Below are 12,422 nucleotides of genomic sequence, written 5' to 3'. Positions count from 1 at the left end.
CGGGATGAAACGTTTTGTTCAGACACTTGAAAAAATCCAAATGACACTCGGAATTGTCTTCTTAACGGTGTTCTTTGCAGTTATCTTATTGCAAATTGTTACAAGGCATTTAGGCATATCGATACTATGGACAGAAGAAGTCGCTAATTATTCGTTTATTTGGGCCATGTTTATGGGTGCAGCCGTTATGGTCAACCGTCGTGAACATTTTAATTTTGATTTTTTCCAGAGAAAATTAAAAGGAAAAAATAGAGTCTTTCTTAATATCTTTAATGATCTTGTCTTAATTGCTTTTAACGTTTGTATTTTCTTTTTGGGAATCATTGTTGTAAGGGAATTTTGGAATTACACATGGGCAACATTCCCTGAAATGCAAATGGGCTACATTTGGCTTGCTATCCCTGTTATGGCAGGAACCATGCTGATTTATTCTTTTTCACATCTGCTGAATCACATCCAATCTCTTAAAGAGAAGGAGGTTAGAGCGTAATGGGATTTTTACTGCTTGGCTTATTTATTATTTTAATGCTAATTGGTGTGCCAATTGCTTTCGTCATAGGGATCGTTGCGCTTCTCGGCATAACAGGAATTCCATACACTCCTGAAGCCACTGTACCAATGAAGATGGTCAATGGTCTTGATTCCTTTGTTTTGTTAGCGGTACCATTATTTATTTTGGCAGCCAACTTAATGAACTCAGGAAAAATTTCCGAAAAACTGATTAATCTGGCACTCGCGATTGTGGGACCAATCCGCGGAGGTCTGGCGCATGCCAATATTCTTGTTTCCATGATGTTTGCAGGTGTCTCAGGTGCGGCCCAGGCCGATACAGCTGGAGTAGGGAAAATTCTTATTCCCAGTATGCTTAAAAAAGGCTATGACAAAGAAACGGCTGTTGGTGTAACAGCTGCCTCTTCTACGGTAGGAGTTGTTATACCGCCAAGTATTCCAATGATTATTTTTGCTGGTTTAACAAACGCTAGTATTGGTGCACTGTTCCTTGGCGGGATTGTACCAGGAATTTTAATTGGTTTAGGCATGATGCTTTTTGTCTATATACTTGCTGTAAAAAGAAATTATCCTCGTTCACAAGCAGTCGAGTTTAAAAAATTTGCGAGGCTGTTCCTTGAAGCGATTCCGGCCCTGCTGACACCAATCATCATTATTGGAGGAATCGTAACGGGCTTTTTTACAGCTACAGAGGCTGCTGCAGTAGCCTCACTGTATACTTTACTAGTTTGTATGTTTTATTATAAAACGCTAAAAGTAAAAGATTTGCCGAAGATTTTAATGGATACACTTGCATTAAGTTCATTGTCTTTATTTGCTTTAGCTTGTGCAAGCGCGCTTGGCGAATTGATGAGTTATTATCAGCTGGGAACAGCAGCGCAAGAATTCTTTACAAATAATGTTGGCTCAGAATGGCTGTTCATTATTATTCTAATCGCATTCTTCCTTTTCATTGGAACCTTTATGGATGCAATTCCAGCGATGATATTATTCGTGCCAGTCATTCTGCCGACAGCATTAGAATTTGGAATGGATCCAGTTCACTTAGGACTTATTGTTGTAATCACCTTAGCAATTGGGCTGATTACACCGCCATATGGGCTCTGTCTATTACTGGCAGCAAAAATTGGCGATATGTCAATCGAAAGATCGTTTGTAGCTGTTATTCCTTATATTGCAATTGTTGTGATTGTCCTGCTGTTTATCGCGTTTTTCCCAGAGATTGCATTCTTTATTCCGAAAGCGATTAATCCGGGATTATTCTAAGTTAATGTTTGAGGAGTGATTGATTAAGATGGACGATAAACGTATAGCTGCTGAGGAAGCTGTGAAATATGTGAAAAATGGCATGACTGTTGGTTTAGGCTCAGGATCAACCGTTGATTTCATGCTTCATGCGCTTGGGAAACGGGTTCAAGAAGGACTCCAAATACAAGGAATTCCTTCATCAAAAAAGACGGAGAAACTGGCTAAAGAATTGGGGATTCCGCTAGTAGATTTTTCAGTAACCACACATATTGACTTGGCAATTGATGGAGCTGATGAAATTGATCCCTCCTTGAATCTGATCAAAGGAGGGGGCGGATCGCTCGTCCGTGAAAAAGTAGTCGATGCTTGTGCAGATGAGCTGATTATTATTGCCGATTCATCAAAAGTGGTTTCCGCATTAGGCCGTTTTCCGCTGCCGATTGAGGTTCTGACGTTTGGTTTTGAAGTTACCGCTGAATATATTAAAAAGCTAGGCGGTGACCCAGTATTAAGGAAAAAAGATGGGGAAGTTTTTATCAGTGATAATGGGAACTACATCCTTGATTGTTCCTTTGGCCACATCGATGATGCTGCTACATTACATGAAAAATTAGTTGAATTGGTTGGAGTAGTGGACACGGGGATTTTTGCAGATATGGCAGACAAAGTGATTGTTGCCAACAAGGGAGAAATCGAATTGTTTCAAAAAAAGCAAGAGTAGTATTCTCCAAGAGAAAGAATCAGGGGAGAAAAGTTTGGAGGCTTCAACATGATGGATATTATTACGATTGGGGAAGCGATGATCGCATTTAACCCAATAGCAACAGGTCCGATGAAGTTTGTAAACAGTTTTGAGAAAAGAATAGGCGGTGCAGAGCTTAACACAGCAATTGGCTGTGCCCGTCTTGGCTTAAAAGCTGGCTTCATCAGCAGACTGGGCAATGATGAATTTGGAAGGTATATTCTAAATTATGCCCGCGGAGAAGGCATCGATGTTTCAGAAGTAGAATTTGTAGACGGCTATCCGACTTCCGTTAATTTCAAAGAGATTATGGAGGACGGCAATGTACGAACCTTTTTCTACCGTGATAAATCACCGACATTGACAATGACGGGGCAGGACTTAGATGAAACGTATATCAGTCAGGCAAAAATTCTTCACATTACAGGCATCTATCCTGCAATAGGCGAGAGAAATATTGAAGTGATTAAGAAGGCGATTGAATACGCCAAAACAAATGGCGTGAAAGTCTCATTTGATCCCAATATCCGCCTTCGCATGTGGAGTAAAGAAGAGGCACGCAAAGTGTTATCAGAAATCCTTCCGCAAGTTGATATTTTACTGGCTGGCGATGAAGAAATGGAGATTATTCTCGGTGAAAAGGATCCAGCCATTATTATTGAAAAAGCAAAGGCATTAGGTATTTCAGTGATTGCAATAAAGCAAGGCGATAAAGGCTCTGTTGGATACATGGAAGGTAAAACAGTGAATGCTGCCCCTGTAAAAGCTGCAAAGGTTGTTGACACGGTTGGAGCAGGGGATGGATTTAATGCAGGTTTCATTTATGGATTTTTATATCAGTGGCCTCTTGAGAAGATTCTTCATTTTGCAAATACGATTGGTTCGATGGTGGTTTCTGTTAAGGGAGATAATGAGGGGTTGCCGTATTTGCAAGATGTTCAAGCTAGACTTGGAGAAGTGGAACGGATTGAAAGATAATAGATTTGCAGCAGTCTTAGGGTACTGACAGTTGTGAACGAAAGATAAACGAGGTGTTATATTGAAATTACAGCTGGCATTAGATCGATTAACAAAAGAAAAGTGTATCACCATTGCGAAAGAAACTGAGGCGAACATTGATATTATTGAGGTGGGAACAGGCGTTATTAAAGAGTATGGAATGTCGATCATTCGTGAATTGCGCACTCTTTTCCCAGAAAAATTAATTCTTGCTGATATGAAGACATGTGACGCAGGTAAGCATGAAGCCTGGCAAGCCTTTGAGGCAGGAGCAGATATTACGACAGTCATGGCGTTTTCGTCAGATGTGACAATAAAGGACACAATGCAGGCTGCACGAGAAATGGGTAAACAGGTCATGGTCGATTTACTGGAGGTTCATTCAAGAGCAAGAATAGAGGAGCTTAAGGAGCTTGGTGTTCAGCTTGTCAGCTTGCATGTTGGTAAAGATCAGCAGACGGTTGGCAAGTTTAACACGGAATTGTTTTCACTTGTGTCAGGTTTTGATTTTAAAGTGGCAGTAGCAGGTGGAATTAATCTCGATAACGTACGTGAAATTGCCGGACACAAGCCGGATATCATCATTGCTGGCAGCTCTCTGACAGGTGCAAAAGACCCGGCGGCGGCTGCACACATGATGAAAGCTAATCTTCAATAGAACCAATATAAAAAGTCTAAAAAAGGAAATCCCCGGGTGAATGAACCCGGGGATTTCTTTTACATTAATCTAAATTAGTGAATTCTCTGCTCAGTGCCAGCATCAAAGAAATGACCTTTGTTCATATCAAATGCAAGCTGCAGAGACTGTCCTGGTTTAATATCAGAACGGGAATCAACACGTGCAATATAATCCTGACCTGCAAGGCTGGCGTAAATCATTGTTTCAGCTCCTGTTAATTCGGAAACATCAATTTTCGCTTGAATCGTAGTCTCTGGGAATGAATCAATCATAAGCTGCTCATCATGAATATCCTCAGGACGAATGCCAAAAATAATGTCTTTTCCATCGTAACCTTGTTCACGAAGAGCCTTTAATTTTCCTTCTGGTACAGCCAGGGCAACATCGCCAATATAAAATTTGCCTTCTTTTAACTTACCGTTGAAAAAGTTCATAGCAGGTGAGCCAATAAAGCCGCCGACAAAAACATTTTCAGGCTTTTCATATACTTCTTTTGGTGCTCCGACTTGCTGAATGATGCCATCCTTCATAACAACAAGGCGAGTCGCCATCGTCATTGCTTCTGTTTGGTCATGTGTAACATAAATCGTAGTAGTTTGCAGACGCTGGTGAAGCTTGGCAATTTCTGCTCTCATTTGTACACGAAGCTTAGCATCCAGGTTTGAAAGCGGCTCATCCATTAAGAATACCTTAGCATCCCGGACAATAGCACGCCCTAGTGCTACACGCTGGCGCTGACCGCCTGATAAAGCCTTTGGCTTTCGTTCCAAATAAGCTTCCAGTCCAAGAATTCTTGCTGCATCCTGCACACGTCGATCAATCTCTTCCTTTGGAAACTTGCGCAGCTTTAATCCAAAAGCCATATTGTCATATACGCTCATATGCGGATACAATGCATAGTTCTGGAATACCATTGCGATGTCACGGTCCTTAGGGGCAACATCGTTTACACGCTTATCATCTATATAAAAATCACCTTGAGAAATTTCTTCCAGCCCTGCAATCATTCTGAGTGTAGTGGACTTTCCGCATCCAGATGGTCCAACAAAAACAATAAATTCCTTATCTTTAATATGCAAGTTAAAGTCTTCTACAGCAGTTACCTTGTTATCATAAATTTTGTAAATATGGTCTAATTTCAATTCTGCCATGTAAATCAGCTCCCCGTCTTAGATACGTTTATTGTAAAACACTGGACTCTAAAACCATATGGGAAACCTGCACAAAGATAATGAAAGCGTTTTATGCAATGTGCTGAAAAAAGTTTAAATGCTCTACACAATTGCCAAAACCAATGGTGAATGTTATTCTGTACTGCTTTGCTTTAAGTACAAACAGGCAAGATAAACGGTAGATGCCTGTTTAAAGTCTTTTAAATTTATGCCTGTTTTTTCACTGAACTTATCGAGTCTATATTGCAATGTGTTGCGGTGAATAAATAACTTTTTCGCAGTCATGGAAGCATTGGATCCATTATTCAAAAAGACCATTATAGTAGTTAATAATTCCTGGTCATCTAAAAGAAATGAAAATCTAGCCAGCAGACTGTTCTGTATGTATTTTGGCATCTCATTAATGAGTATGACGGGAAGAAGAGTCTCAAAAGTAAAGATCTTTTCAGCTTGGTTTCCTTTTTTGGCTGTTTCAAATATGTTTTGATCATGCTGAAAGTTTCTTGGTAAATCTTTTGTAACTGGCTGAGGTGTACCAATGTATAATGTTAAATCTGTTAAGAAATCACTCTCAATCGCATGGCAGATTCCTTCAAATTCATCTGATTGAGGTGAGTGATGGTTATATTCTTCAATAATGGCGCCTTCGAAGTCATTCTTCCAAAACATGATCATACTTTGGTGAAAAAATCCTTTAAAGGCTGTTTCAAAATCGTAGGGTGTCCAGTCGCCTTTTGTAACAGCAAAGTGAATAATTCGATAGTCTGCATCTTTCGAATGCTGTGGAAATGCCCCATCCTCGGATAAAAATTGTCGCCATGACTCGGCAGCAGGTGAATGATTCAGATTGGGGATTTGCGGAGTAAAGAGGGTTTGCAGTAAATGAAGCTCATTTGCTGTCAGATCGGCAGAAGGAATGCCAAGCCATTGAGCGCCCTCTTGAAACCAGTGATAATGGCTATTATTTTGTATAGCATCAGCCAGGATTGAATTTGGATAATGACGATGTATTTTTAAGAGCATGATAAAACCTCGATTTTCCTTTTTAAAAATTATAGCATAACCTTGGTTATGAAATCGTTTTAAGGTTAGTCTTCTTTTTTAGGATACAAAGAAAGGACATTGAAGATTTTTCAAATGTCCTTTTTCGCTTATCGATTCAATTCAGAATTATGCGGCGGTGTTTCTTCCGGGAAATCAACGGCTTCCTCAATGTTGGCAAACTCATCTTTTCTATGAACGGATCCGCCCGATAAACCTTCATTGATCATACGATCAACGTCCATATAAACTTTGTCTTTTCCTTCATATTGCAAATCTTGCGTCATATTCTTCTTTTTATGTTTGCTCATTAAAAAACTCCTTTTTAGAAGGGCAAATTAGCATTGAGCAATCATCATATGCTCAGAAGTGCTTAAACATAGCCTTTGAAAAAAAGTTAAAGCCTATTCGTATACATGAAAAAGCATTAATTCATGAATTTGCGATTTAATTTTATCGAGATCCTGTGCAGGAGGTTTGGAATGTGTCCATTCAATTTTGCCATCCTGATGATAAACACCATCATACCTTTGTTTTTCATAATAAAAATGAATAGTCCATCCAGGAAGCTGTGAATTATTGTATAAAGGTTTAAACTGAAAATGCTGAAGCATATTTATTCCCCCTTTATGTTTCATTGTAACTGCTTACATATGAAATCCCAACCATTAAATACGAGGAAAAAAACTTTTCTTTTTCAGCAGATTAAAGGGCGGATTCTCAGGGAAACTTACAGATAGTCATGGCTTTTGGGTGACAAGTGTTTGTTTTTTGAAATTGAGGGAATAAAAAGAACACGATATATACAGGAGGGATTCTTTATGAAAAATAAATTAGCATTTACAACCGTAGCATTAGGAGCAGCTTACTTAATGAGAAATAAAGACGCTCGTCAAAAATTAAAACAGCAGTTTCAATCCTTTACAAACTCAAAACGTTCCTAAAGATAAAGCTGCAAAAAAGCCAGGCGAAGGTTTCGCCTGGCTTTATTTCATTCCATTTTGAAAAGGTTTAAATCCAGTTTCTTTAAAAAACAGGGTGCAAAGCTGCTGAATTCTTTTCGACTCGATTTCTTCTTCATCAAAACTCATCGGTTTAGAATTGACCTCGTAAATATAATAATCCCCTGTGTCTGAAATGCCGGCATCTATGGAGAATTCTCCGAAAAAACCAAACGCTTCAGATAGACTGTGTCCGAGCTTTGCTGCAATATACTCAATGAATTGATCATGTTGCTTTGTTTGAATAAGCGTATAAGGAAGGATTTTTCCTCCGTTCGGGATATGTGTGGTAATCTGCTGAGAATTGGAGACTCTCAGCCCAATTCCTGTCACATTATAGCTGTGATCAGCGTAGTGCACGAGTATACGAAAGTCATAGCGGGAGCCGTGTATTAAAGCAGGGGAAATGGCTTCCTGAGCGATATAATCTTTATGTTTAAACTGGCTTTCTGTATCTTTCCAAAATAGTTGAAAAGAGGGATAGAGGGATTGCGCAGTGTGTGAAGTGAGTGCAATAGCATGGTCTTCACGCCATTCTGCAACATATATGCCTTTTCCTTTGGCTCCGCGTGAAGGTTTTAAATAGATGCGCTTATACTGCTGAAGCAGCGATTTAAGCTTGGATGCAGTAGGATTTGTTAAGGTGGCCGGCAAATATGGAGCTAAGTCCTCTGAGGAACTGATTAACTCATAGAGTTCTTTTTTTTCAATAAAACCTGGATTGAAGAAAGGGATATTCATTTTACGAATATTTGTAATAGCATTATGAAAGCTTTGTGTATTTTCGTGCTTTCGAAATGGTGCCCGGTTATAAATTAGATGGGGGAATGGGCATGACACGGGAATCCATTTATCTTCTGCAGGCGAATAAAGAAAGCCGTTTACACCGTTTTTGTGCAAATGTTTTGCGGTGAACACAACAGAAACTCCCCCTTGGTGCAAGAGCTCTTTCTGCAGCCGCATAAACAAGGGTCCGTTGCCGGCCAGGTTTCCGTGTTTATCTTCACCTGTTAAAATGCCGACTAAGGGGCCAGCATTGTTGCCCTTTAAGGAGAGAGAGAAAGGAATCATCTCATGATTCCCTGTCTCCCTCCTTTGAACTGGCTTCCCGCTGCTTCCAAATGTCAGGACTTCATCGCTATACCAGCTTTTGTCAGAAGGGCAATAGAATACATTCATTTAATAACTTCCCCAGGTGAAGTGATGGCCTTTTCAGTCAAAAAGACAGCATAGGATAAGCTGAGCTTCCGGGTCAGCAAGTCAAATTCTCTCAGCTCAGGGTGTTTAAAAATAGAGCGGCCAGGTTTGCTGTTAGCTTCGAACAGCCAGACATTTCCCTGACGGTCGAGTCCAAGATCAAAACCGATTTCACCGATTAGCCCTTCAACTGTTCCTTCCAAGGCTTTGCTTATCTCTAGAGCTGCTTTACTTAATGAATCTACAGCTTGTTTTTGCTCCTCTTTGTTTGTAAAGATTTCTTCAGCTGTCATAATGACTCCACCGCTTTTTACATGTGTCGTCACACTTCCCCGGCCGGCAACCTTAGCTGCGAGGGCAGAAATCTGCCACTCTCCATGTTCATCTTTGTTTGTATGCACACGGAAATCAATAGGCCGCTGTTCTTTGCGGATTAAATGAATACCTTGCTGAACAAGCATACTGTTAAGATTTCTGTTTTTAAAAATGTATTTACTTAAAGCCTCAAGGCTGCTGAACTTTTGCAGTTTGTTTTCTTTATTTTCATCTCGGTACCGGCAATAATAAGCCTCATCCTGACGATCATAAATAATCTGATGAATACCCAGTCCCAGACTGCCGTTTATTGGCTTCATATAAACATGACCATAGTCAGCCAGCATTCTTTCAACGATGGAAAAAGAAGTGAAAGGATGTGTTTCCGGCAAGTATTTTTCTACAGAAGTTTGCTGCAGTCTTTCACTGATATCCAGCTTGTTAAAAAATCCTGGGTTATACCAAGGAATGAAGTATTCTTCCTGCAGCCGTGCTTTAACGGCACGATATTGCTTTTGTCTTTCTGTTTTACGGTTCGGCAAGCGATCATAAATGGCATTAGGATAAGGGACTTCCATTGTAATCCAGCCTTCTTTAAAGTAAAAGTATCCATTAATTGTGCCTTGTTCCCAATTGATATGCTGTTCTCCAAAGACAAATGGAATCGCACCTATGTTGCTTTTCACAGACAGCAGTTTGGCAAAAAACATCGTCCGTTCACCAATAGGTCTCATTGGAAAGGAGGTAAATCCGGAAGTGAAAATGCCAATAAGCGGTCCGATGACCATTTCCTCTCCTTCAATAAATAAATGAAGAGGCACCTTTAAATCCGGAAGTAATAAACGTTCTGCAAGCTCAGAGCTAAGGATGACTCTTCCTTCTTTTCCTGCTGTTTTTACTTCTACGTTTTCTGCTGAATGGGTGCCAAATGTTATTTTCATCTGCTGTGGCAGCTTTAGGCTGCTTGGTACAATAATCGTATTATGCAAATCCTCAGATCTGCTAATTTGATATTGTTTTTTCATGGTGGTCCTCCTTAGATTGCAGATTCTTATCAGCTAAATAGTTAGCGTATAGAAGGGGGGCTTTATATAGGTCATCAGAGCTTTCTGGATACAATGTAAGCATTACTTTTCTGCCGGGCTTTGAATTGATATCGAGGATCCAAATGGCTCCATTTGTATCAATCCCTATATCAATGCCTAATTCAAACAAGGGAGGAAAGTGTTTTTCCAGCAATACAGGGATGGTCTCTATAATATATTGCAATTCCTCGATGATAAAGGCACTTTGTTTTGCTGGTAAGGTTTTTAGCCAATCATCTGTTTTTGAAACCAATCCGCCTGCACTCATATTTGAAATGAGTCCATTCTTTCTGCCTGTTCGAATGCCGTTTCCAGCCTGATGCCACTTTCCTCTTTTATCTTTTTGCAGAAGAAAGCGAAGATCAAAAGGCTCCTGATGCTGATTGACAAGTGTTAAGTATGGCTGATAAAAATAAGCATTATTTTCAGTGAGCTGTTCAAGCCATAATGCTGCCTTTGAGGCAGGAAAGGTTTTAGTCATATATTGATTTTGTTTATCTGTTTCAATTAAGATATGATCCTTCAGCTTTGTTACTTTATAGATGCCGCGTCCCTGTGAGCCGTTAGCAGGCTTTAATACGACAGGCACAGAATCATGCAAACTTTTAATAAACGCATCTGGACTAGTAAATGCTGCTGTTATAGGTAAATAGGGATTAAGCACAGTTTGGCGCAGCTGTTCGTATAATGACAGTTTATTCGGCAGGCCATATCCTATAAATGTTAGATCCTCCCGCTTTTTCAGCCAGTTAACAATCGATGCGTTATGCTTGGAATAAACACTATCTGAATAAAAACAGCGATCGTATAGGATGGGAGGAATATCAAATTGACAGCTTTCCCACCTGTCGTTCTCAGGATTATATTGTTCTCCATCTGCTTTCTCCGTCATGGGATTTATACTGCTTGGAATAAACCGGTAACATAATAGATTTAACGCTGAAGCTTTTTTTGCCATTTCAGTATGATAGGTTGTTTCACTCGTTTTACTAAGAGTCATAATTCCAATGGATCGCAATTTCTATTCCTCCCCTTTAGCAGTTTGGCGAAACGCCATGGATAGACAATATTCAATGACAGCACGGGCAGAGGGGCGAACTTTGCTTGTTTGCTCCTCTGTATTTTTTGAGGGTTTCACATTTGCTTCAATAATCCACAGTTTTCCTTCTTCATCTAACCCAATATCAATGCCGAGTTCAGCAAAGAGGCCTCCGGATTTTTGATCAATGATAGACGAAACCTCTACGGCAAGCTCCTTCATAAGTGAGAGCTGCTGTACAGCTTGTTTGTGGTCCGTATAGATTGAAAGGATTTTTAATGGCTTTACCATTTCTCCTCCGCGCGCTAAATTGGAGACAAACTGATCTTCAGCTGAGATCCGGGCAACAGCAGAAGTGGCTTTCCAGATATTTTGATAGTTTTTATGGCAAAGAATCCGAAAATCGAGCTGACGATTTTCAAATGTTTTAAGAGATAAAGCTCTTTGAACAATATAGCTTTGCTTTGTTAAATAGTGCGAAAAAAATCTGTTAAAGTGGTTATAATCTTTAAACTCTCTAACCGATCCTCGTTTCCCGGCAGTTGAGGCTTCACTATAAATAACTCCATCTGAATACTGCACGCGCAGAATACTGCGCCCTTGACTTCCTGTTACAGGTTTAAGATAAATGCATTCATACAAATCAAGAAAATCTTTAATCGTCTGCTTATCTGCTACAGCACTTTCTGGGATATAGGCCTGCATATGCTCTTCAGGATAAAGCAGCTCGTGTACATCATCTTTTGCCAGGAATCGGTCATTGAAAAGGGGGATATTCAGTTCATTGATTGTCTCTCGAAATGTTTGAAACTGATGGCTGCCTTCAAGTTTTCTGGAGTGGAGACGATTGTAAATCACACCAGGCAGCGGGAGACTTGTTTTGATCCATTGATCATCTTTAAAAATATAGCCGCTTACTTCTCCGTTTACGAAGTCTTGAAGCTTGAATACATACAGTATTCCGCCAATATCTGCTGCTGCCTGATGTAATTCCAAACAAAAGCTATGAATGGAGCGAAAGTTCGCTTCTCCATTTTTCTCTTTATAATCGGTTAAAATTCCGATCACAGGACCAATCACAAGTGTGTTTTGATTCCGCAGAAAACGGGCAAGCAGTTGAAAGGGAGCTGAATCTAATTTCCATTGCTGTAAAATATGACTGCTTAAATGAATATGATTTGTCTCAATCGCTTCAATCCGCACATGTACAAGTTCGACTGTACTGCCAATCTTTATGTTCAGCGGAAGATCGGTATTGATTTTCAAGTGTTTTGCCAGGGACTGGCTAATATGCATATATTTATGGTCATTTTGAAACGTTTTAAGTGCTGCAATCGTAATAGGGGTTAAAGAAACACTCATACACATTCCTCATTTGCTCGTCTTCGATTGTG

14 protein-coding genes are annotated in these 12,422 nt (G+C 39.9%); 6 read left to right on the top strand and 8 right to left on the bottom strand.

Annotated features, from left to right (window positions below; all coding sequences use genetic code 11):
* Positions 1–4 precede the first annotated feature (4 nt).
* From A6754_RS15980 to hxlA, 5 genes are all read left to right on the top strand, one after another.
* Complete coding sequence (locus A6754_RS15980; RefSeq protein ID WP_066447915.1) at positions 5–490, top strand: TRAP transporter small permease; 486 nt, start codon at positions 5–7, stop codon at positions 488–490.
* Positions 490–1,776 carry a TRAP transporter large permease gene (locus tag A6754_RS15975; protein ID WP_066447912.1) on the top strand — a complete coding sequence of 429 codons (1,287 nt, stop codon included), beginning with the start codon at positions 490–492 and terminating at the stop codon, positions 1,774–1,776. Before A6754_RS15980 ends, A6754_RS15975 begins: the two co-directional genes overlap by 1 nt.
* A 28-nt stretch (positions 1,777–1,804) precedes the next feature.
* Entirely contained in the window at positions 1,805–2,479 is a 675-nt protein-coding gene (gene rpiA / locus A6754_RS15970; RefSeq protein WP_066447906.1) for a ribose-5-phosphate isomerase RpiA, read from the top strand.
* Positions 2,480–2,527: 48 nt separating this feature from the next.
* Positions 2,528–3,478, top strand: coding sequence for a sugar kinase (locus A6754_RS15965; RefSeq protein WP_066447900.1), 951 nt, complete (start codon positions 2,528–2,530; stop codon positions 3,476–3,478).
* Between the two features lie 61 nt (positions 3,479–3,539).
* Positions 3,540–4,157: a 3-hexulose-6-phosphate synthase gene (gene hxlA, locus A6754_RS15960; protein ID WP_066447896.1), complete on the top strand. Its 618-nt coding sequence runs from the start codon at positions 3,540–3,542 to the stop codon at positions 4,155–4,157.
* A 74-nt stretch (positions 4,158–4,231) separates the two neighbouring features.
* On the opposite strand, the gene A6754_RS15955 is transcribed toward hxlA, so the two are convergent.
* The 4 genes from A6754_RS15955 to A6754_RS15940 form a co-directional block, all read right to left on the bottom strand.
* Entirely contained in the window at positions 4,232–5,329 is a 1,098-nt protein-coding gene (locus tag A6754_RS15955) for an ABC transporter ATP-binding protein (RefSeq protein WP_066447894.1), read from the bottom strand.
* A gap of 153 nt (positions 5,330–5,482) precedes the next feature.
* Positions 5,483–6,373 (bottom strand): PucR family transcriptional regulator, encoded by an 891-nt coding sequence (locus A6754_RS15950; RefSeq protein WP_066447886.1) that lies wholly within the window; start codon positions 6,371–6,373, stop codon positions 5,483–5,485.
* A 128-nt stretch (positions 6,374–6,501) separates the two neighbouring features.
* Positions 6,502–6,702 (bottom strand): hypothetical protein, encoded by a 201-nt coding sequence (locus tag A6754_RS15945; protein WP_066447881.1) that lies wholly within the window; start codon positions 6,700–6,702, stop codon positions 6,502–6,504.
* Positions 6,703–6,795: 93 nt separating this feature from the next.
* A complete protein-coding gene (locus A6754_RS15940; protein WP_066447878.1) occupies positions 6,796–7,005 on the bottom strand; it encodes a YheE family protein in 210 nt (69 codons plus the stop codon).
* Between the two features lie 207 nt (positions 7,006–7,212).
* Between A6754_RS15940 and A6754_RS23235 the strand changes: the two genes are divergently transcribed.
* Positions 7,213–7,335: a hypothetical protein gene (locus A6754_RS23235; protein WP_257298207.1), complete on the top strand. Its 123-nt coding sequence runs from the start codon at positions 7,213–7,215 to the stop codon at positions 7,333–7,335.
* 42 nt (positions 7,336–7,377) lie between these two features.
* Here the strand turns inward: A6754_RS23235 and A6754_RS15935 are convergent, their stop codons facing one another.
* The 4 genes from A6754_RS15935 to A6754_RS15920 are packed head-to-tail and all read right to left on the bottom strand — an operon-like array spanning position 7,378 to position 12,390.
* Positions 7,378–8,571, bottom strand: a complete 1,194-nt coding sequence (locus A6754_RS15935; protein ID WP_066447875.1) for a YheC/YheD family endospore coat-associated protein — start codon at positions 8,569–8,571, stop codon at positions 7,378–7,380.
* The gene (locus A6754_RS15930) at positions 8,568–9,929 is read right to left on the bottom strand and encodes a YheC/YheD family endospore coat-associated protein (protein WP_066447872.1); all 1,362 of its coding nucleotides are present in this window, start codon (positions 9,927–9,929) and stop codon (positions 8,568–8,570) included. Before A6754_RS15930 ends, A6754_RS15935 begins: the two co-directional genes overlap by 4 nt.
* Entirely contained in the window at positions 9,907–11,007 is a 1,101-nt protein-coding gene (locus A6754_RS15925) for a YheC/YheD family endospore coat-associated protein (protein ID WP_066447869.1), read from the bottom strand. The genes A6754_RS15930 and A6754_RS15925 overlap by 23 nt, the downstream gene beginning before the upstream one ends.
* A 3-nt stretch (positions 11,008–11,010) precedes the next feature.
* Positions 11,011–12,390, bottom strand: a complete 1,380-nt coding sequence (locus tag A6754_RS15920; protein ID WP_066447866.1) for a YheC/YheD family endospore coat-associated protein — start codon at positions 12,388–12,390, stop codon at positions 11,011–11,013.
* Between the last annotated feature and the right edge of the window lie 32 nt (positions 12,391–12,422).

The sequence above is a fragment of the Cytobacillus gottheilii genome, from assembly GCF_001636345.1.
Taxonomy (GTDB): domain Bacteria; phylum Bacillota; class Bacilli; order Bacillales; family Cytobacillaceae; genus Cytobacillus; species Cytobacillus gottheilii.
This window is presented reverse-complemented; position numbering and strand designations above follow the sequence as displayed.

What these genes read in the sequence shown, in the direction of transcription:
- A6754_RS15975 (WP_066447912.1), top strand. Translation starts at nt 490, where the DNA reads ATGGGATTTTTACTGCTTGGCTTATTTATTATTTTAATGCTAATTGGT.
- A6754_RS15940 (WP_066447878.1), bottom strand. Translation starts at nt 7,005, where the DNA reads ATGCTTCAGCATTTTCAGTTTAAACCTTTATACAATAATTCACAGCTT.
- rpiA (WP_066447906.1), top strand. Translation starts at nt 1,805, where the DNA reads ATGGACGATAAACGTATAGCTGCTGAGGAAGCTGTGAAATATGTGAAA.
- A6754_RS15965 (WP_066447900.1), top strand. Translation starts at nt 2,528, where the DNA reads ATGATGGATATTATTACGATTGGGGAAGCGATGATCGCATTTAACCCA.
- A6754_RS15930 (WP_066447872.1), bottom strand. Translation starts at nt 9,929, where the DNA reads ATGAAAAAACAATATCAAATTAGCAGATCTGAGGATTTGCATAATACG.
- A6754_RS15955 (WP_066447894.1), bottom strand. Translation starts at nt 5,329, where the DNA reads ATGGCAGAATTGAAATTAGACCATATTTACAAAATTTATGATAACAAG.
- A6754_RS15935 (WP_066447875.1), bottom strand. Translation starts at nt 8,571, where the DNA reads ATGAATGTATTCTATTGCCCTTCTGACAAAAGCTGGTATAGCGATGAA.
- A6754_RS15950 (WP_066447886.1), bottom strand. Translation starts at nt 6,373, where the DNA reads ATGCTCTTAAAAATACATCGTCATTATCCAAATTCAATCCTGGCTGAT.
- A6754_RS15980 (WP_066447915.1), top strand. Translation starts at nt 5, where the DNA reads ATGAAACGTTTTGTTCAGACACTTGAAAAAATCCAAATGACACTCGGA.
- A6754_RS15920 (WP_066447866.1), bottom strand. Translation starts at nt 12,390, where the DNA reads ATGAGTGTTTCTTTAACCCCTATTACGATTGCAGCACTTAAAACGTTT.
- A6754_RS23235 (WP_257298207.1), top strand. Translation starts at nt 7,213, where the DNA reads ATGAAAAATAAATTAGCATTTACAACCGTAGCATTAGGAGCAGCTTAC.
- A6754_RS15945 (WP_066447881.1), bottom strand. Translation starts at nt 6,702, where the DNA reads ATGAGCAAACATAAAAAGAAGAATATGACGCAAGATTTGCAATATGAA.